The organism is Phenylobacterium montanum (genome assembly GCF_018135625.1).
Lineage (GTDB): Bacteria > Pseudomonadota > Alphaproteobacteria > Caulobacterales > Caulobacteraceae > Poindextera > Poindextera montana.
The window spans coordinates 2,449,210-2,469,639 of the sequence record NZ_CP073078.1; the positions used below are offsets into that span (position 1 = coordinate 2,449,210).

At 63.5% G+C, this 20,430-nt stretch carries 11 protein-coding genes; 7 read left to right on the forward strand and 4 right to left on the reverse strand.

The features are described from left to right. Position 1: 1 nt before the first annotated feature. Positions 2-1,510, reverse strand: coding sequence for a tryptophan halogenase family protein (locus KCG34_RS10965; protein WP_211940385.1), 1,509 nt, complete (start codon positions 1,508-1,510; stop codon positions 2-4). A gap of 83 nt (positions 1,511-1,593) precedes the next feature. Further along, positions 1,594-4,956, reverse strand: a complete 3,363-nt coding sequence (locus tag KCG34_RS10970; RefSeq protein ID WP_211940386.1) for a TonB-dependent receptor — start codon at positions 4,954-4,956, stop codon at positions 1,594-1,596. Between the two features lie 409 nt (positions 4,957-5,365). Here KCG34_RS10970 and KCG34_RS10975 point away from each other — a divergent pair, with 409 nt between their 5' ends. Both KCG34_RS10975 and KCG34_RS10980 read left to right on the forward strand, forming a co-directional pair. Then, positions 5,366-5,953, forward strand: a complete 588-nt coding sequence (locus tag KCG34_RS10975; RefSeq protein ID WP_211940387.1) for a recombinase family protein — start codon at positions 5,366-5,368, stop codon at positions 5,951-5,953. A 120-nt stretch (positions 5,954-6,073) separates the two neighbouring features. Further along, entirely contained in the window at positions 6,074-7,108 is a 1,035-nt protein-coding gene (locus KCG34_RS10980) for a FadR/GntR family transcriptional regulator (protein ID WP_211940388.1), read from the forward strand. A 35-nt stretch (positions 7,109-7,143) separates the two neighbouring features. On the opposite strand, the gene KCG34_RS10985 is transcribed toward KCG34_RS10980, so the two are convergent. Both KCG34_RS10985 and KCG34_RS10990 read right to left on the reverse strand, forming a co-directional pair. Then, positions 7,144-7,566: a LytR/AlgR family response regulator transcription factor gene (locus KCG34_RS10985; RefSeq protein WP_211940389.1), complete on the reverse strand. Its 423-nt coding sequence runs from the start codon at positions 7,564-7,566 to the stop codon at positions 7,144-7,146. A gap of 61 nt (positions 7,567-7,627) precedes the next feature. Beyond that, complete coding sequence (locus tag KCG34_RS10990; protein ID WP_211940390.1) at positions 7,628-9,937, reverse strand: glycoside hydrolase family 31 protein; 2,310 nt, start codon at positions 9,935-9,937, stop codon at positions 7,628-7,630. 204 nt (positions 9,938-10,141) lie between these two features. On the opposite strand from KCG34_RS10990, the gene KCG34_RS10995 reads away from it, so the two are divergent. The 5 genes from KCG34_RS10995 to KCG34_RS11015 all read left to right on the forward strand — a co-directional run bounded on the left by KCG34_RS10995 (position 10,142) and on the right by KCG34_RS11015 (position 20,273). Next, the gene (locus KCG34_RS10995; RefSeq protein ID WP_376788220.1) at positions 10,142-12,124 is read left to right on the forward strand and encodes an MGH1-like glycoside hydrolase domain-containing protein; all 1,983 of its coding nucleotides are present in this window, start codon (positions 10,142-10,144) and stop codon (positions 12,122-12,124) included. Between the two features lie 233 nt (positions 12,125-12,357). After that, positions 12,358-14,334, forward strand: a complete 1,977-nt coding sequence (locus KCG34_RS11000; protein WP_249138307.1) for a beta-galactosidase — start codon at positions 12,358-12,360, stop codon at positions 14,332-14,334. A 118-nt stretch (positions 14,335-14,452) separates the two neighbouring features. Next, a complete protein-coding gene (locus tag KCG34_RS11005; RefSeq protein WP_211940796.1) occupies positions 14,453-16,693 on the forward strand; it encodes a glycoside hydrolase family 3 C-terminal domain-containing protein in 2,241 nt (746 codons plus the stop codon). A 690-nt stretch (positions 16,694-17,383) separates the two neighbouring features. Continuing rightward, positions 17,384-18,637: a glycoside hydrolase family 27 protein gene (locus KCG34_RS11010; RefSeq protein WP_367576030.1), complete on the forward strand. Its 1,254-nt coding sequence runs from the start codon at positions 17,384-17,386 to the stop codon at positions 18,635-18,637. A gap of 40 nt (positions 18,638-18,677) precedes the next feature. After that, a complete protein-coding gene (locus KCG34_RS11015) occupies positions 18,678-20,273 on the forward strand; it encodes a GH39 family glycosyl hydrolase (RefSeq protein ID WP_249138308.1) in 1,596 nt (531 codons plus the stop codon). Positions 20,274-20,430: the final 157 nt, after the last annotated feature.

Here is a 20,430-nt window from a genome sequence, read left to right on the forward strand (position 1 = left end):
CTTAGCCGGCCGGCGCCGTTTGCGGCGCCTTGCAGTGACGATCGATGAAATCCTGATGCGAAGTCACCGCCTGCGCCGAACGCGCGATCTCTTCGCGGCGCAATTCCATGCCCTTGCGGATCTGCTCCAGTGGATAGAGGTCAGCCGATCGGTTGTAGCGCGCCGGAATGGCGCCGTTACCCAACAGGATGGCGAGCCAGCTCGGCTCCATATAGGACTCCGCATCGCCCAGCGGGACTTGTCCGCTGGCGTTCCAGACATCAAGCTTGTGCCGAAGGCTGTCGGGTATCTCTACGTCGCGGCACGCCGCCCAGAATGGCTCGGAACGGCGCGACAGATAATAGTGCGCAATGATGAAGTCCCGGATGCGTTCGATTTCGCGTGTGGAGAGCCGGTTATATTCGTCGCGCAGAACGGGGTCGATCACGCGCCCAGGGAAATACTGGATCAGCTTCAAGACTCCCATGACGATTAACTGCAGCCCAGTGGATTCCAGGGGCTCGAGAAAGCTGGAGGCAAAGCCAATCCCTACACAATTGCGGTTCCAGAACTGCTTGCGATGCCCGGAGGTAAAGCGGAACAGCCGCGGCTCAGCAAGCGGATCGCCGCCGATACTCCCGAGCAAGGAGTCGCGCGCCGCCTCGTCGCTCCAGAAATCCGAACTATAGACCATGCCATTGCCGCTACGATGTTGCAGCGGGATAGCCCAACGCCACCCCCCGGCGTGCGCAGTGGACCGAGTGAACGGCATGAGCGCGCCGGTGCGTTTCGATGGCGCCGCGACGGCGCTGTTGCAAAGCAACCAGCGTGACCAGTCAACAAAAGGCGTGTGCAAAGCCTTTCCCAACAATGCAGACGCGAAACCCGTGCAATCCAGGAACAGGTCCCCGGAAATCGATACGCCATTGGCAAGGTGGATGGCGGTGATATCGCCGGATTCACCATCAAGATCGAAGTGCGTCATCTTGCCTTCGATACGCTGCACGCCCAGTTCGGTCGCCACGTCCCGCAGAAAGCGGGCGTACAATGCAGCATCAAAATGATAGGCATGGTGATAGCGCGAATTCTGCGGATCGCTCGGGGTGAAATTGTTGTTTTTCGCAACGGCGTAGGCGAACGAATAGTCATCGATCGGGTGGTCGTCGCCCGATCGCCGCAGTCTCAGCCAATAGTGGTGGGTCGACACGCCTTCGACCGCGTGGCCATAGTCGCTGAACGCGTGGAAATGCCGGTTTCCGGTGACTCCCCAGTCGCAGAATTCAATACCCAGCTTGAAGGTGCCCTGGGTTCTGCGAATAAAGTCGCATTCGTCGATGCCGAGCAGAGCGTTGCATTGCGCCAGGACCGGGACTGTCGCCTCACCGACGCCGATGATGCCGATTTCCTCGGATTCGACGAGGGTAATGCGCGTTTGATGCCGATTCGACTTCCTGGCCAGCAGCGCGGCTGCAATCCACCCCGCCGCGCCGCCACCCAGAATGACAATATCCTGTTGATGGCCGCTGTTCATAAACTACCTTGCTATGAACGTTACAGTGTATTCGCAAAAGAAAAGGGCGCTTCTCGATGAAGCGCCCTTCCCTGTCACGACCGTCAGAAGCGCGCCCGCACGGTTAGATCGTAGCGTCGATCGCTGACGTTAAAGTCGTACGGCTTGAACACGCCCGGCACAGGCTCCTGAAGGGTTTTAGAAACCGTGTTGAGAAGGTTGTCCGCGTTGAACGAAACAGAAACCTTGTCGTTCACCTTGTAGTCGAAACCCAGATCCAGGTAACCGGCCGCCGCCATATAGGCTGGAACCATGTTGTACACGGGATAGGAATGGGTCGAGTCAAAATTGGTAGGGCTGGTGTTGAGCGTGTAAGGATTGCCGCCGCTCGTCGCATAGGACAGCGGATTCACGTTGGTCGACAGCAACGCCTTGTCACGCCAGTTGTACGCCAGACGGAAATTGACGTTACCGCGGCTGTACAGCAGCTGCAGATTGTAGGCCCACTTCGACAATCCGGCATAAGGCAGCTTCGGGTAGGTCTGCGGCACCGTGCCGTCGGGATTGAGGCCCCCGTTGGCCGTCGGCGGACTCAACACGCTGTTGGCCTGCTGAGCAGGGTTGGCGCTGTCGATGTAGGTTACGTTGCCTTCGACGCCCAGCCCTGCAAACCATCCCGGCAGCTCGTCAAAGAACTTGCGGCCACCGATCTCAAAGCCCTTGATATCGCCCTTCTTCGGCGAGGTTCTGTTCTGCAGATAGAGCCATGGAAGATCAAGGGTCGTCGGCGTGCCGACCGTGCTCTGCCCATTGGCGAACGCCAAGGCCGGAACGGGCAGATTTTTTTGGATGAACGAATAGAACAGCGGCTCATCCTTGATCTGCTTGGCGAAGAGATCGACGTAGAAGAAGCTGGATGACGACGGATAGAATTCGAACGCCAGATCTTCGCTGGTGATCATGGTCGGTTTCAGATTCGCGCCGCCTCCATTGCTGGAAAAGCCGGTGAGAATCGAAGGCGCCTGAGAATTGGTGGGGTTGGAAAGCGACCTCGTGCTGATCGAACCGCCCGCGCGAATGTCATTAAGATTCGGCGGAGCAGACGAAAGCGAGGCTGCACCACGAATGCTGAACTTGTCGGAGGGGCTGAACTTGATGTTGAATGCGGGTAGAACGCGTGTGTAATCATAGTTGCGGGTCTGCAGGGCATAAGCTTGAGTGAACCCATACAGCGTCGGGAACACCGGGTTCGAACCTGGCGCGGCTTTCGACGCGTTGAACCATGCCGTGCTGTCCGCCTGGGTCAGCGCAAGGTTCGAACTGTTCGGCGTCGAGAGCAGACCAGCCGCATGCAACGAATCGTGGAATACACGAACGCCGATATTGCCCGAGAACGCCGGAATGAATCCGATATGATCATGCGCGAACGCGGCCTCGACATAGGCGGCCACATTGTTGATGCGGCTATCGGTCTTGTTCAGACCCTGGTCGATATACTGGTTCCAATACTGAGCAGCGGTTCCGTTGGAGATTGTGCCGTTATACGTCTTGAGCAAATGGTACCAGTCATAGCTCTGCATAAGCGATGGGCTGGCCACCAGAAGTTGCGTCGGAACAGCCACTTGGCCACCGAAGAAGTTCGGAAAGGTGGCGATTTGGAAATCCGTTTGACGGACATTCGGGTTGTTGAAGTATTGAATATTTCCCGGCCCAAACGTTCCGGTATGCGACCCGCCCCACGGACTCGACAGCCACGACTGACCCAGCGGCGCCCAATAGGTCCCCGTGAAGTTGTCGTCTTCAGTGCGCTCGGCGGCGCGAGCGCCAACCGTAATCTTGCGCAGCAATCCATCGTCGCTGACCCTGTATTCAAGGTCGAGATGGAAAGCCGCCATGGTCCCCTCATTTTTGGGAGTATGATAGCCCATCTGAGCGAAGTAGGCCGAACTCGGATCGAGCACGGCGGCCGTGGGCAAGCTAGACAACACTGGCAGCGACCCCGTTAGGTCAACGTTCATCGAACTGACCTGCTGGCTGGTCTGATTAACGCCAACATACATCATCTTCCCGGTCGAGCCGGAACTGACATATTGCGCACCGCCACGCACCGCCACCCGGTCCCCCGGGGTCCAAACGAAGCTCTGCGAAATATCCAGGGTGGAATTCCGGGTGTGCGATGTCGACGCCCCGCCGCTGGGGTTCAGCGTGGCGGCGGGGCCGCATTGCGCCAATACGGCGGCGCCCGGCGACCAGTCCCACTGAATCGATGACGCTGGCGCGCCATAGGAAGCGCCGCAATCGAGCTGGTACTGGGGGGGTAACCAGCCGACACCGATGGTCGTGTTCGAGAACGGCACCGAATCGCCGGTGGATCCGACCGTGAGCGTTCCCTTCCGGAAGGCGCCGTCACCATCATATTGAACCGGGCTGCCAACCGCAGGCATAAGTTCAGCCGCCGCCGATGGACTCGCCCCCACGGAACCGCTGTTCCCCTGGCTATCTTCGACATATTGCGAGTAGAACACAGTGTTGGTCAGCGTCAGGTCCGAATTCGGCTTCCATTGAATGGCCTGATAAGCGCCGTACCTGTCGCGCTTGTTCCGGGTATTGCTCCAGGTGAACCCGCTGGGAACAAAAGCCAGATGATCGGCCCGCGTGGAGGTCGGCGCATATTCGCCAAACATGGCGCCGACCTGCAGGTCGCTGCTCTGCTGGTTCAGGCTGCTGTAGGCGAGATCCCACAACACGCCGATTTCGCCGATGCCGGTATCGAAGCGCTTGGAGTAGAGGGCGGAAAGGCGGGGCGACCCCTTGCGAGCCAGGGTTGGGTAGCTGGCGCCCGCGGTGACGTTGAACTGGGTATCCTTGAAATCGAACGGCAGATGCGTACGAAGGTCGATCGAGGAGGCGCCCCCTTCGATGATGTCGGCGCGCATCGCCTTGTAAACATCGACCCCGGCCATCAATTCGGGCGTGATTTCGTTCCAGCTGATGGCGCTTGCGCCGTTGGCGCTGAACGCCTGCTGCCCGTTTAGCGTGCTCGCATTGAAAGGAAGACCGCGCACGGTGATGCCCGTACCTTCGATCTGGAACTGGGTGTTGCCGCCGTTGGCCGCAACGAAGCGCGAGATTGACACACCCGATACGCGCTGAAGAACTTCGGTGATCGAATTGTCGGGCAGCTTGCCCGCCTCGTCGGCGACCACCGAATCGACGATCGTGTCGGAAGTCTTCTTGATCTCGATCGCCGTTTGCAGCGCCTTGCGGCGGGCGGTGACGACCACCTCCCCAGTTGTCGTGGAAGGCTTGCCCTGATTGGCCACGGGAGACCCGTCCTGCGCCGGCTGCGCGGAGTCAGGGGCCTGCCCAGAGGCCGTCTGCGCCGCGGCCGGAACGGCCAGGACGCACAGTACGCCGACCGAAGCCCCCGCTTCGAGCAGACGCCGCCAGCGTGTCCAATGTTTCACGATCACCCCTCCCCAGGATCGACACGCCGAATCTCGGCGGTCGCTCTTTTGTGAAATAAGACCTTGGCCCCACCCTCAGGATGTGAGCGGTAACATTAATCCCATAAATGGGAGGAGATCGTCAATCCCATTTCCGCGCGAAGCCCCGGAGGCGGCGATTCCAAGCCCGTCAGATTGGCAGTTGCAACATTGCTAGGATTTATCCCATTATTAAGCGACGAGCGCGCCGCCGTTGAAGTTGACGCTGGGGGAAGCCGGGCCGAAGGGAAGATCGCTGGGCCTGTCGCACCCCCTGCGTCACCAAAGTCGTCCGCGGTGGGGGGAAACGATGGAAAATTTTACGTCTTGTCGCTCGGCTCCCGTGGAGTTGGGGCTTGACGCGGCCGCAGCGCACGCTGGTTACGAGCCGGTGATTACGCGCGCTCAGGCTGCGACCCGGATCGGTTATGCCGGCCTGTCGAAGGCGGGCTCAGGCGGTCTTGCCGGGGCGGTGGCCATGCTTCGAGCCGCCGGTTGCGCGCGCATCTTCGAGGAGCGCTCACCAGGCGGACGCTGGAACCGGCCCGCCCTGGACGGCGCCCTGAGGGCCCTGCAGCCGGGTGACACGCTTGTGGCGCCGAGCCTCGACCACCTCTCCCGATCCATGAACGATCTGCTTCTGATCCTCTCGCGGGTGGAAGCCGCGGGGGCCGGCTTCCGCTCGATCGACGAGGAGATCGACACCACCAGCGGCGCCGGCCGGCTGATGATGAAGATGCTCGGATCCCTCACTCAGTTCAGCCGCGCCAAACTGCATGAGCGAACCGAGCCGGGATTGCGCACAGCTCAGGCGGAAGGGCGGCGCGGACGACCGCCGAAGTTCAAGCAGGAACAGGCTGACGAGATCCTGGCCCTGCTCGCTAGCGGACTTACGGCCGCAGAGGTTGCGCGCCGCTATGGCGTGCACAGGGCCACTATCTGTCGCCTGGAAGAACTGGCGGCCCGCAAGGCGCTTTAGCGCGCATGCGCGACCAATAGGACACGGCTAGCCTGAGGCGATGCCCTTGGCCCGCTCATTTTGTTGCAAAGCGGACTGGCCCTGTTGCGAGCGGGCTGGGCGGTGGGCGCGGCGGCGGTGATGATCGGCCGACTGGGTCATTGCGTCGGCGGAGAGTGCAGCCACACGTTCCAGGCGATCTCGCGCAACAACCATTCGCCTGACACGGGTATGAACGAGCGTGGTCAATTCCAGAGGTGTCTGCGCCAGGAAGAAGCCGCGCCGCCGGATTCGCCCGAAGCTGGGGGCGCCGGTCTGCGCCGGCCGGGCAAGGCCATAGACGGCGCGGTAGGACGCGGACAGGGCCTGATGCGTTCAGTCGTTGAAAAGATCGGCCGCGCCATAGTCGGCGGCGAACTCGCCGCCGACGACTTCACCACCGAAGGCGAGTCGGCAAGACGCCTGGGTGTCAGTCGGAACCTTCTTCGCGAGGCGGTCAAGATCCTGACCGCAAAGGGCCTCCTGACCGCACGCCCCCGTCATGGAACCTCGGTCGAGCCGGAAGGCCGCTGGAACCTGCTCGATCCGGATATTATGCGATGGATGCTCGGCCGCGAAATCTCCGTCGAGTTGATGATCTCATTCACCGAGGTGCGTCTCGCCGCAGAGCCGATCGCCGCCTGGCTGGCGGCGAGCCGGTTCGACAGGACCGCCTATGACGGGGTAGCCAAGGCCGTGGAGCGGATAGAGCACGCCGCGAGCGGGCGAGGCGATCTCGTCACCTCCGACGTCGCGTTCCACGTGGCCGTGTTGGACGCATCGGGCAATCCCTTTTTCCGCCAATTGAGCGCGCTGGTCGAAACCGCGGTGAGGGCTACGATAGAACTGACCTGGGAGGCGCGGGCTTCGGCCCAGGCGCTCCACCGGTACGACCGGATCGCCGACGCCATTTTCATCCATGACGCGACGGCCGCGCATGAGGCCATGCGCGCTTTAGTCAGCGACAATCTAGCGATTCTCAAGGCGCTCCGCGCCAGCCGCCACGAAGGCGAGGAGCAGGCGCTTCGACCCGCGCGCGCAACCGGCCTCCGCGGAAGGTCTGCGAACCCGGTTCCGGAACCGGCCGCAAGCCAGACGCAAGCCCCGCGCCAACGCCGTCAATCGGCCGTCAGTTGAATAGGCCCTGGGCCTGGGCTCTGCGAGGCGCGACCCTAAAGGCAGCGGCCGAGCTTTTGTTTGAATTCGTGTCGATATTTCCGTGACAAGCGCAGGCGCGCGCCGGACTCCATCACGACCTCGAACTCGCCGTGGGACATGGCCTCCAGCTCTTTGATTCGTTCCAGGTTGATGATGATTGATCGGTGGATGCGGGCGAAGCCGGACGGAGACAGCTGGGCCGCGACCTGATGCAGCGCCGACCGGTGGAGGATCTCCCGATCGCCGAGGTGCAGGTTCACATAGACGTCCGCCGCCTCGATCCACTCAATATCCCCAGCATCGACGAAGCGGACAACACCGCCGGCCTTGATCGCCAGGCGTTCCCGCGACGCCTCAGAGCGGGAGGCCGCTTGCGCCACATTCGGCCCCACGCGCGGCGGCTCGCCATGCAGGACGCGCGCCTTGACCCGCGCCATCGCCTGCAGGAACCGGGCGTCGCTGAAGGGAATTATGAAATTTCAAGAAATGGTCCGGCCATCAGGGGCCGCACGCCGGCAGGGAAATTTCTGACGCCCGGCCCGAATAGACCACCGCCACGGCCGGCGCTTCGGGGCGTGCGCCGCAGACCACCTTCAGGCCCTGAGTCAGGCTCATCCCGGGGAAGCTTCCGCGGCGAGCCCCGATCTCGAGCACCCGGCGACTGTCGCGCCAGGTTAAACGCACCAAGGCGTAGCGGCCCTGTTGATATCCGAAGCCGTCGCCCTCATCGTCGTAGAGTTCAAATTTCCCGTCGCGGCCGGGATAGACCCGGATTTCGAGCGGCGCCTCGGACGGCGCGTCGGCGTAGGGCTTGACCGGTCCGATCGGCAGTATGGCGCCCGCCGGCACATGTAGCGGAATCCGGTCGAGGTCTGCGGCGACTGACACGCGCCGGCCGCCGCCCACGCGGCGTCCGGTCCAGAAATCATACCAGTCGGTTCCCTCCGGCAGGTAGACCGAACGCTCGCGCGCGCCCGCCTGCATCACGGGGCTGACCAGGAGGCCTTTTCCGAACATGTACTGATCAGAAACCTCAAGCGCGCGGCTGTCATGACGGAAATCCATGGCCAGGGCCCGCATGAACGTGCTCCGGTTTTGCGTCACGTCCCAGGACAGCGAATAGATGTACGGCAGAAGCCGATAGCGCATTTGATCGTAGCTGAGCAGGATCTTCTGCACGCCGGCTGGAAACGCCCATAGTTCCTTGCCCGGGCCGGTTCCGTGCACCCGGAACATGGGGTTGAAGACCGAAAACGCGTACCAGCGGGTGAAAAGTTCGGCGTATCCTTGGCTCTGCGGATCGCCGCCAACGAAGCCGCCGATGTCGGCCGACCAGTAGGGTATGCCGCTCAGGCTGAAATTCAGGGCCGCGGGAATCTGGCGGCGGAATGTCTCCCAGTCGCCCTGGGTGTCGCCGGACCAGGTTATGGCGGCGTTGCGCTGCTGGCCGGCGAACGCGGAGCGGGTGAGGATCACCGGCCGCCGGCCGCCCATGTCCCGCCGCGCGCCCCCGTACACGGCGCTCGTATGCATAAGCGGATAGGCGTTGTAGACCTCACGTCCCGGCCCCGCGGCCGTGGCGACGTCGCGCATCTCTCCCCAATGGCCGCCAAGCTCGGCCTCACTGGCGTCCAACCACCAGGCGTCGAAGCCGAGATTTCCGAGGCTGCGCTGAATTTGCGCCCAGTAGATCGATCGGCCGGCGGCCGAGAACGGATCGTACCAGCGACCTTGTCCAGCCGGATAGACGTTGGGATACGGGGTGGGATAGGCCGCTCCGGCCCGTTCAAGTTCGGCCAGGTTCGCGGTGGACGGGTCGAAGCGAGCCCACACCGAGATCGCCGCATGCACGTGCTCTGCGTGCAGCGCCGCCACCATCGCCCCCGGGGCAGGGTAGCGGGCCGGATCGAACGCGTGATCGCCCCATTGGCCAGGCCGCCAATATTGCCAGTCTTGTACGACGACATCGAGCGGCGCCCCCAGCGCGCGATAGCGCGCGGCCACGTCCAACAGCTCGGCTTGGGTGGCATAGTGTTCTTTCGACTGCCAAAGGCCGAACATCCAACGCGGCATCAGTGGCGCATCACCGGTGAGCCTACGATATCCTGCGACCACATCGTCCAGCTCGGGGCCATAGATGAAGTCGTAGTCGATCCCTTCGCCGGCCTCCGAACGGATCACAAGAGGAGGCTCTGCAGGCCGCCCGACATCGACGTCGGTCACGGAGGCGTTGTTCCAGAGCAGACCGAAGCCGCGCGGCGAGACCATCATGGGGACGGCGACGTCGCGGTTCTGCTGCTGCAGCCGCACGCTCGCGCCCGAATAGTCGAGCAGGCCGTTCTGGTGCTGGCCGAGGCCATAGAGCGGCGTGGCGGTCTCGAAAGCCTGGGTCACAGGCCCGGTCCCCGCGGCGGAAATGTGCCGGGCGTCGCCGCCTTCGCCCAATAGCACTGTTCCCGCCCCGTCGAGGAAGGTCAGTGCGGCGTCCGATTTGCGGATCCGGACCCGGATAAGGCGGGTCTTCAAGACCCAGGCGTCTGCGGTCTCCTCGCTCGTCCAGGGGGTCCGGGCCGGCGATCCAACCACCCAACTGTCGTAGGGGTTCACCCAAGCCGCCGACCGTGCAAACCGGACATGCACGATCCGGTCAGTCCAGGGCTCGACTGAAAGCACGCCGGCGGCCGTCCGGACCTGAAGGCCGGTCGCCGTCTTCATGGCGGTCGTCGCCTGCGCCGCAGCCATGCCGCCGAAGGCGGACAAGCTCACCGCCAGGACGATCGACGCAGCCCTACTGTTGGCGCGGCCCATGCTTTCCCTCAATCACATATATTTGTCTGAGTATAAAGCCTCAGCTGCGCGGTCAACCCTGGTTGGGTCATTGACGAAGGGATCGCGGCCCAATAGCCGTCGCCCATGCCTCCGACCCCGCAACCGGTCAAAAGCCTTGCGCCTGAGCCTGGTCCGAGCATCTCCCGCCGGATCGCTCTGGCTCTCTGCGCCGTCGTCACGCATCTGAGCGCCCATTCCGCCTCGGCGGCCGCGTCGGGGCCGCTCGACGAGCGCGCGATTCTGGCGGACCGCTTCGGCGCCGACGCCCCTTGGTACGCCGGGAACATCCCACTCTTCGAGGCGTCGGACCGCACAATCGAAGAGGTCTATTACTATCGCTGGAAAGTCTTTCGGGCGCACCAACGAGACCTCGGGCCAGACGGCTACATCACCACCGAGTTCCTCGACGATGTGAGCTGGCAGCGCCAGCCTTTCGCCAGCCTGAACGACGCCACCGCCTTCCACATCCACGAAGGGCGCTGGTTACGCGATCGACGCTACGTCCACGACTACATCGACTTCATGTACGACGGCGGCGGAAATGACCGCCATTTCAGCGAGCCGATCGCGGCGGCCGTCTACGACAATTTCCTCGTCGATCTCGACCGCCCGGCGGCCCTGCGGCACCTGGATGCGATGAAGCACGTATACCGGCTTTGGGACGATCACTTCGACTTCGACAAAGGGCTTTACTGGATCGAGCCGCTCGCCGACGCGACCGAGTACACGATCGCGTCCATCGATGCTTCGGGCGGAAAGGACGGCTTCACCGGCGGCCAAGCCTTTCGGCCCTCGATCAACGGCTACATGTACGCAAACGCCCGCGCGATCGCGCGGCTCTCCGCGCTGGCGGGCGACGAAAAAGACGCCGGCATGTTCGACGCCCGCGCCGACGCGCTGCGCGGGCGCGTGGTCGACAGCCTGTGGAACGACAAGCTTGGGCACTTCGTCGATCGCTACAAGGTCGACAATGCCTTCGTTCATTATTGGGGGCCGATCCGCGGGCGCGAGTTGGTCGGCTACTTGCCATGGACCTTCGAACTGGCGCCGGACGATGCGACGCGCGCCGCCGCCTGGGCGCACCTGCTTTCGCCGGCCGAATTGGGTGGAAAGGCGGGCCCGCGCACCGTCGAACCCTCCTACCCGAACTACCTGCGCCAGTTCCGTTACGATTGGCAGACCGGGCTTCGGGAATGCCAGTGGAATGGGCCTTCCTGGCCGTTTCAGACCACCCAGGCGCTCACCGGCCTGGCCAATCTCCTGCACGACTATCACCAGAGCGTCGTGGGTCGGGCCGACTACTTGCGGCTCCTGCATCAATATGCGGCGCTTCACTTCCAGGACGGGCGGCTCGACCTGGAAGAGGACTACGACCCCGACACCGGCCGGCCGATTGTCGGCCTTCCGCGCAGCCATCACTACAATCACTCCGGCTTCGCCGACCTCATCATAACCGGCTTGGCCGGTCTGCACCCCCGCGCGGACGACGTGCTGGAGGTCGATCCGCTCGTCCCGGCCGACCCGCCCGGAGCGGCTTATTTCGCCCTGCAGGATGCGCCCTACCATGGCCATCTTGTCACGATCGTCTTTGACGCGACCGGCGCGCGATACCATCGCGGACCCGGCCTCTTTCTCTATGCGGACGGTCGGCTGCTCGCGCACGCCGACCGTCTGTCCCACCTCACGGCGCATCTCCCCTCCCGGCCGGCGGCCCCAATCATCAGGCGCTTGGACCTCGCCATGAACCTCGTCGGCGACGACTATCCAAGGCCAAGCGCGTCGACCAACAACGATCCCGCCTCCCTGCATCAGTCGCTCGATGGCCGAGTCTGGTTTTTCAGCGACGTGGCGAACGGCTGGACGACGGCCGGCTCGACTGCCGTGGAAAATTGGTTCGCCGTCGACTTCGGTCGCCCTACCGCCATATCCGCCGCCGAACTCTATTTCGGCGGCGATGCAAGGGCCTTCGCCGCGCCAGGCGCATACAGGATCGAGGTCCTGCGAAACGGCCGCTGGGTGGAGCCAAGACAGGTCTCGTATTCCCCCGCCGTCGAAAACGGAGCGACCAACCTGCAATGGGTTCAGACTGTGGCGAGCGCCATACGGGTCGTCATGAAATCTGCGCCTGGCCGCGCGGTCCGGCTTGTCGAGTTCAAGGTATTCTGAAGCGCACGGCGCGCCGCGCCACCATTCCGTGGGAACGGCTCAGCCCAGGGCGGGCGCTGCCCCTTGCCGAGGGCGGTCGGCCTGCTGTATTTGTCTTACAAATTCGCTGCTGTCTTCCGTGCAGCCCGATCCGGTTCTAGGGGGGACAGCAAACCATGAGGCTCAAATCGATAATCGCCTCAGCGGCAGCGGTCCTCGCCATCTCCTCCGGTTCGGCGAACGGGCAAAGCGCCGTGGGACACCCCGACTGGCCTGGCTCCGGTCAGCTGTTCGTGGGGACCTGCTATCAGCCGATCGACCGCACGCGCGAGCAGGTCCGCGACGATGTCGCGCTCATGAAGAAGGCGGGCTTTACGGTCGTGCGCATGGGCGACTTGTCGTGGGACTATTTCGAGCCGGCCGAAGGCGTGTTCGACTTCAAGTCGTTCGACTATGTCATGGACGAGATGCACGCGGCCGGCATCAAGGTCGTCCTCGACATCAGCGGCCTGCCGGCGCCGCAATGGCTGCACCACAAGTATCCTGGGGTGGATGTGGTGACCCAGAACGGCGAGCGGTTGAATGCGGCCGAGCGCTACATGGAGGACATCAGCGACCCGGACTACCGCCGGCTGGTCACCGAATTCGCCGACGCCCTGACAAAGCACTACGCCCATCATCCGGCCTTGTTCGCGATCGGCTTCGACAACGAGATCGGCAACGGCTTCATGTCCTATTCGCAAGCCGATCGCGCCCGCTTCGTCGATTGGCTAAAGAATAGGTACGGAACCCTTGAGGCGCTGAACAAGGCCTGGGCGACGCAGCGCTGGTCGCGGCGCATCGATTCCTGGGACGAGGTGCAACTCCCTTACGGCGACGGGCCGGGACCGTTCGAACGTTTCCTCGATCTGCATCGCTACTGGTCGGACGTGACGATCGACGCGCTCAAGAATCTGGAGGCGGTCCGGAAAAAGAACGTCCCCGACAAGCCCGCCATCTCGAACCTGTGGGACACCGCCGGGCGCAAGGGGTTCGACCTTCTGTCGACCCATCGGCAATACGTCAGCTACGGCGCGATGGGCTTCTACCCAGGAGACCCCTCGGACTCCAGCTGGGAGGCCCGGATGATGCAGGGCGCGCTCTCCACGCCCATCTGGTTCAACGAGTTCACCGCCGGTGGCGGGGGTTACTATGGCGCGAAGGGCCGATCGCGCATGTGGGCCTATGTGGGCCTGATCGACGGGGCTCAGGCGCTGCTCGCCTGGACCTTCAATTCGCATCAGGGCGGCGAGGAGCAGGCGCTTTTCGGCCTGCTCGACCACGACAACACACCGTCGTGGAAGCTCGGCGAGTTCGCCCAGATCGCGTCGGAGTTCAAGACGCTGGAGAAGATGGGCTTCCCCCGACAGATGAAGCCGTCAGTCGCCATCGCCTACTCCTTCGACACTAATATCGCCTCAGCCCCGAATGGGCCGTCCAATACGGTTCGGCAGTACATCACGACGCCTTACTGGACGCAGCAGCACGAGGCGTTCCGGCCGCTGTTCCGCGACAATATCGACGCCGCGGTGATCAATATCGGCCACGAGGATCTCGGCCGATACAAGTTGGTCGTCGTGCCGGGCGACTATCTGATGGATAAGGCGAGCGCCGACGCCCTGAGACGTTACGTCAGCGCGGGCGGCACGGTGGTGATGACGGCGTTCTCGGCCAAGGTGAACGAAAACAACCAGTGGTTCGACACGCCTCTTCCTGGGCGGCTGAGCGACGTGTTCGGCCTGAAGACGAACGAGTTCTACAATGCGGACGCTCCGCTCGTCGTCACGATGAACGGAGAGGAAATCAGGGGGAGCAACACCTTCTATGAGGTGCTCGAACCGTCCACCGCGCAGGTGCTGGCGAGGTTCTCGAACCTCGAGGGGGCGGTTCCCGCCATAACGGCCAATCGGTTCGGCAAGGGACGGGCGATCTATGTGGCGACGACCGCCCAGGCGCCGATCATGGAGGCGCTTTACCGCAGCCTCTATACGGACCTCGCGATCGCGCCCGGTCCAAAAACGCCTGACGGGGTCTACGCCCGGGTGGTCGACGGCCGCACGCTCTATGTAAATACGACCCCCCGGGCCAAGGATGTGCAGCTTGACGCTCCGATGGCGGGGGTCCTGACCGGTCGCACATGGACTGGCCGGCTTCACCTGGGCGCCTATGGGGTCGATCTGCTGCAGAAGTAACGGCGCTGGGCTGGCAGAAGCCTTGTCCGTCGTCAAGGCGGCGCGCTGCGCCAAACCAGTCACTGAAAAATCCGGGCCGTGGAGGCCCTCGGCTCCATTGTGCGGGAAACACGTCCTGATGAAACGAAGCAATCCTCTCCTCGCCGCCGCCGTGGGCCTCGTTGTGATGGCGCTGTCGTTTGGCAGGGCTTGCGCGGAATCGCCTGCACCACCCTGGCTCGAACCCTCGCTATCTGCGGACGCGCGCGCGGACGCCGCGGTTGCGGCGATGACCCAAGCGGAGAAGCTGCAGCTGGTGTTCGGTTTCTTCTCCACCGACGCCAGCTGGATGACCAGCGACGTCAAGCACTTCGTGCGCCCGAAGGAGGGCCTGCCCTACTCGGCGGGTTATGTGCCCGGCATTCCCCGTCTCGGCATCCCCGCGCAATGGGAGACCGATGCCGGCCTGGGCGTCGCGACACAGCTGTCGCCGACGCCGCGCGAGCGGACGGCGCTGCCCTCGGGCCTGGCCACGGCGGCGACCTGGAACCTGGACACGGCCTTCGCCGGCGGCGCGATGATAGGCGACGAAGCGCGCCGGTCCGGCTTCAACGTGCAGCTGGCAGGCGGCATGGACCTGGTGCGCGAGCCGCGTAACGGCCGAAACTTCGAGTACGGCGGCGAAGATCCGCTGCTCGCCGGGCTGATCAGCGGAGCCGAGATCCGGGGCGTCCAGTCGAACCACATCATCTCGACCATGAAGCACTATGCGTTCAACGCCCAGGAAACGAACCGCAACCACATCGACGCTGCGATCGACGACCAAGCCGCGCGCCAATCCGACCTCCTGGCCTTCCAGATCGCCTATGAGATGGGTCGTCCCGGTGCGGTCATGTGCGCCTACAACCGCGTCAACGGCGTCTATTCCTGCGAAAACGCTTGGCTGCTCGGCCAAGTCTTGAAGACGGACTGGGGCTTCAAGGGCTATGTCATGTCCGACTGGGGGGCCGTCCATTCCACCGTGGAGGCGGCCAACGCCGGGCTCGACCAGGAATCGGGCTGGGCGTTCGACAAGTCGCCCTATTTCGCCGCGGCCCTGGCTGAGGCGGTCAACAACGGCCACATCAGCCAGCAGCGCCTCGACGACATGGCGCATCGTATCCTGTGGGCCATGTTCGCCAACGGCCTGGTCGATGATCCGGTCCGTGGCGATCAGTCGAAGACGATCGACTATGCCGCCCATGCCCAGGTCAGCCTGTCCGACGCCGAAGAGGGCTTAGTCCTGCTGAAGAACGGCGGGCTGTTGCCGCTGGCGAAGTCGGCCAAGTCCATCGCGGTGATCGGCGGCCACGCCGATTTCGGCGTGCCCTCCGGCGGCGGCTCCTCGCAGGTCTATGCCGCGGGCGCCCGACGCTTCGACAGCGCCGCGGGACCGATGGTGTTCTATGGCTCCTCGCCGATGAAGGCGATTGCGGCGCGAACTTCGGCCAAGGTTGTTTACGACGACGGGCGGAATCCCGACTCCGCTGCTCGCGCCGCCCACAGCGCCGACATCGCCATTGTCTTCGTCACCCAATGGACCACCGAGGGCCTCGACGCCGCCGGCCTCGAACTGCCCGACCGCCAGGACGCCCTTATTGATAAGGTGGCGAAGGCCAACCGGAAGACCATCGTCGTGCTCGAGACCGGCGGCCCGGTGATCATGCCCTGGCTGAACCGTGTCGGCGCCGTGGTCGAGGCCTGGTACCCGGGCTCCGCTGGCGGCGAAGCCATCGCCCGCGTCCTTGCTGGCGAGGTCAACCCCTCGGGCCGACTGCCAGTCACCTTTCCCGCATCGCTGGCCCAGACCCCGCGCCCAATCCTGGACGGCGACCCCAAGCTAGACGCCCTGGACGAGTCCCACCCCCACGTGGACTACCGTATCGAAGGCGCGGCTGTGGGCTACAAGTGGTTCGACAAAAAGGGACTGAAGCCGCTGTTCCCGTTCGGCTGGGGTCTTAGCTATTCGACCTTCGCCACCACCGGACTTGAGGCGAGGGTCGAGAGCAAGGGCGCCAAGGTCTCGGTCACCGTGAAGAACACCGGCAAGGTCGCCGGCCGGACTGTCGTCCAGATCTACGCCGCACCGCGTGCGGACCGGGGCTGGGAGGCGCCCAAGCGGCTCGCCGCCTTCGCCAAGACCGAGCTTCTCCCCGGGCAAAGCCGGCGGCTCACGCTCGCGATCGACCCGCGGCTGCTCGCGACTTGGGACCCGGCAAGCCGGACGTGGAACATCGAGGCCGGCGACTATCAGATCATGACCGGCGACTCCGCGAGCGATATCACCGGCGCGACGACGGTGCGCCTCGAGCATCGGAGGCTCGATGTGAGGGAGCGATGAGATGGCGCTAAGGTTCCGCGCCGGCGGAGTCGCCCAGCAAAAATCGCCAATCGGGTTCGGCGCGACGGTTCCGCATGCGACCGGAGCAGCCGAGGCGACCTGGAGTTCGCCAGAATGAAAGCCTGAGCCAATCACAACTAAGCCAGGGCGTGGTTATGGATCGGCGCCTTTCATCCGGGGCGCGGATCTGAGCCTCCAGCGCTGTCGCCCTTCACAGCATGCCGGCCTTTGCATGATTTGTATTACAAGACTATCCCAAACTGCAGCGAGTCAAAGAGCAAGGCCAGGGTTACAAACCCCGGTCTCGTGAGCGCTTGTAAGGGGCCCTCCTGCATGGGGAAGGCGCATCTCCAGGTCAAACCCTGCCGCCTGATTCCGCCCGCGCTCGCTTTGCCCTGCAGGACCGCCGCCTCAATCCACTTCCTGGCTTGCGCATCGTATTGTTCGCCGATATTTGTCGGACAAATACCATAATTGCGGAGGGGCTTGATGCTGAAGTGGTTTCGAGGCCTTGCATGCCCTGCCGGCCTTGCGAGCGTAGCATTGGCTTGCGCGCACGTTTCGATCGGCACGGCCCAAGCCGCCCAGCCAGTGGCCATTGCGCCGCCCATGGGCTGGAACAGCTGGGACGCCTACGGCTTCACCATCAATGAGGGGCAGTTCAAGGCCAACGCCGAGACGCTGGAGCAGTTGAAGCGCTACGGCTGGCGTTACGCTGTGATCGACGAGGGCTGGTACATGCGCAATCCGTCCGGCGACAAGCTGGAGACGCGCGACTACCAGATGGACGGGCACGGCCTGCTGATCCCGGACTCGCAGCGTTTCCCATCGTCCGCGGATGGCCAAGGTTTCAAGCCCCTCGCCGACTGGATTCATGCACGAGGTCTGAAATTCGGCCTTCACATCGTCCGCGGCATTCCAAAGCAGGCCGTCGAGAATAATCTGCCAATCGCAGGATCGGACTTCAGGGCGCAGGACGCCGCAGACAAGGCCGCCACCTGCGGCTGGGATGACGGCGACTATGGCGTGGCGGACAATCCGGCCGGGCAGGCCTACTACGACTCCATGCTCCGCCAGTACGCAGAATGGGGCCTCGACTTCCTGAAGGTCGACTGCATCTCCGACCACCCTTACCGATCGAGCGAGATCCGCCAGATCGCCGAAGCCATCCGCAAGTCCGGACGGCCCATCGTGCTCAGCCTGTCTCCCGGGCCGACGCAACTTTCCCATGCGAAGGAGGTGCGCGAGCAGGCCCAGATGTGGCGGATCGCCAATGATCTCTGGGATGGATGGAGCTTCACCCACGACCATCCGGAAGACGATTTTCCCAACGGCGTGCGACCCTTCTTCGACTATCTCGCCGCTTGGAACAGCTGGACCGGTCACGGGGGTTGGCCGGATGCCGACATGTTGCCGGTCGGGTCGCTGCGCCCCCATCCGGGACTGGGCGAGCCGCGCCAATCACGCCTGACCGCCGACGAAGCCCGAACCCTGTTCAGTCTTTGGGCGATCGCCCGCTCTCCGATGATCCTGGGATCCAATTTGACGCAGCTCGACGCGGACACCCGCATGCTGGTGAACAACGCCGCAGTCGCCGATCTGAATCAGCGGGCGGGCGCAGGCCGGCCGGTCCTTGCGCCCGGCTTCGACAAGGACAAGCTGCGGGTCTGGGTCTCGACGCCTGGAGGCTCGATGCGGCCGGACACAGTGGCCGTCTTCAACCTGACCAACGAACCGCTGACCGTGAAAGCGCCTTGGACTGATCTCGGGCTTTCAGCCGGGCGTTTGCATCTGCGCGATCTCTGGACCGGTGAGCGGCTCGCAGCGTCGGCCGAAGCCGACCTCGTGGTGGCGCCCCACGGCGTCAAGCTCCTGAAGGTCGCGCAGTTTGTGGAGGCGCGCCGATCGCCCGCCCGATCCCCACACAAGCCTGAAGGCCGCTAGGCAGGCCTTTTCGATAATTCAAGCTTTACGGAACAGTCCGATGCGTTCGACCAAGCTGAATATGCTCTGCTGCACGGCTGGATTGTTCCTGGCCATCCTAACACCCCCGGCTTGGGCGGGCCCGATCCCTGCGCAGTCGCCACGATTGATCGAGGTCGACCTCGCTAAGGCTGGAGCGCCAGTCGACCGCTTCTTCGACCTGTCGGTGGGGTCAGACTTTCCCGGCACGCTGATCCGGCCGGACAGCCAGGCGCAGTTGAAGACCGCTGTAGACGAACTCGGCTTCCGCTATATTCGCTTCCACGCCATCTTCCACGACGTGCTGGGCACGGTGAAGCTGGTGGACGGCCGCTCTGTCTACGACTGGACCGGGATCGACCAGCTCTATGACGCGCTCCTCGCAAAGGGGATCAAGCCGTTCGTCGAGCTCGGCTTCACGCCCCAGGCGATGGCGACATCGCAAAACAGCATCTTCTATTGGCACGGTAATACCTCCCGCCCCGCCCCGGCCGCTTGGCATGATCTGGTCGATGCTTTCGCCAAGCATCTGGAGCGCCGCTACGGCGCCGCCGAGGTCAGAGACTGGTATTTTGAGGTCTGGAACGAACCCAACCTCTCCGGCTTTTTCGAGGGCGGCGGCCAGAAAGACTATTTCGAGCTCTACGACCTGACCGCCATGACCCTGAAGGCGGTCGATCCCGCTTTGCGCGTCGGGGGACCGGCGACGGCGGGCGCCGCCTGGGTTCCTGAATTCCTGGACCATGCGGCCAAGACGGGCGCGCCGGTGGATTTCGTCACCACTCACACCTATGGCGTTGATAGCGGATTTCTCGACGAGAATGGCCAGGGCGACACCAAGCTCACGCCCTCGCCCGACGCGATCGTCGGCGACGTCCGGCGCGTTCGCGAGCAGATCTCGGCATCGCCATTTCCCAAATTGCCGCTCTATTTCAGCGAATGGAGCACCAGCTACTCGCCGCGCGACGCCGTGCACGATTCCTACATCAGCGCGCCCTATGTCCTGGACAAGCTGAGGCGGGTTCAGGGATTGGCCCAAGGCATGAGCTACTGGACCTATTCAGATCTGTTCGAGGAGCCCGGCCCCCAGAATGCCCCGTTCGAAGGCGGGTTCGGCCTGATGAATCCGCAAGGGATTCGAAAGCCGGTCTGGTTCGCCTACAAATACCTGCACGCCCTGCAGGGCAGAACCATTTCCACTGCCGACAATCGGACCTTCGTTGCGACCGACGGGCGCAATACCGAAGTCCTGCTCTGGGATTGGAGCCAGCCGGAACAGAAGCTCAGCAACAGGTCATTCTTCACCAAGATCCTGCCTGCGACCCGGGTGCAACCGGCCCATCTCCGGTTCGAGCACCTGGCAGCTGGACAATATAGGCTCGAGGTTCGCCGGACCGGTTTCAAAGCCAACGACGCCTACACTGCATATCTGGAGATGGGCGCGCCGAAGCGCCTCACGCCAGAACAGACCCGGGCGCTCCAAATACAGACGAGGGACACGCCGCAAATCGAGCGTTCTTTCCGGGTGGGCAAAGACGGCCGGTTGAACTTCGTCCTGCCTTTGCGGAGCAACGATATTGCGCTCGTCACCTTGGAGGCTGATCACCGACGCAAGTAGGTCCCGCTGACGTCCGCAATCGCCGAGCATCCAGGCACGGGCCGACGCCCGGTCTTCGCCCTGGATGGCCTCGATGACGAAGCCAGAGTGCAGCGGTTCGGGCATATCGCGCGTGAACCGCGAAAGATCAGCCGCACCGTCGGCGTGAGAGCCGAAT

Excerpts from the sequence above, each read along its gene's own strand:
- KCG34_RS10965 (WP_211940385.1), bottom strand. The coding sequence starts at position 1,510 with ATGAACAGCGGCCATCAACAGGATATTGTCATTCTGGGTGGCGGCGCG.
- KCG34_RS10990 (WP_211940390.1), bottom strand. The coding sequence starts at position 9,937 with ATGGGCCGCGCCAACAGTAGGGCTGCGTCGATCGTCCTGGCGGTGAGC.
- KCG34_RS10985 (WP_211940389.1), bottom strand. The coding sequence starts at position 7,566 with ATGGCGCGGGTCAAGGCGCGCGTCCTGCATGGCGAGCCGCCGCGCGTG.
- KCG34_RS11015 (WP_249138308.1), top strand. The coding sequence starts at position 18,678 with ATGCGTTCGACCAAGCTGAATATGCTCTGCTGCACGGCTGGATTGTTC.
- KCG34_RS10980 (WP_211940388.1), top strand. The coding sequence starts at position 6,074 with ATGATCGGCCGACTGGGTCATTGCGTCGGCGGAGAGTGCAGCCACACG.
- KCG34_RS11005 (WP_211940796.1), top strand. The coding sequence starts at position 14,453 with ATGAAACGAAGCAATCCTCTCCTCGCCGCCGCCGTGGGCCTCGTTGTG.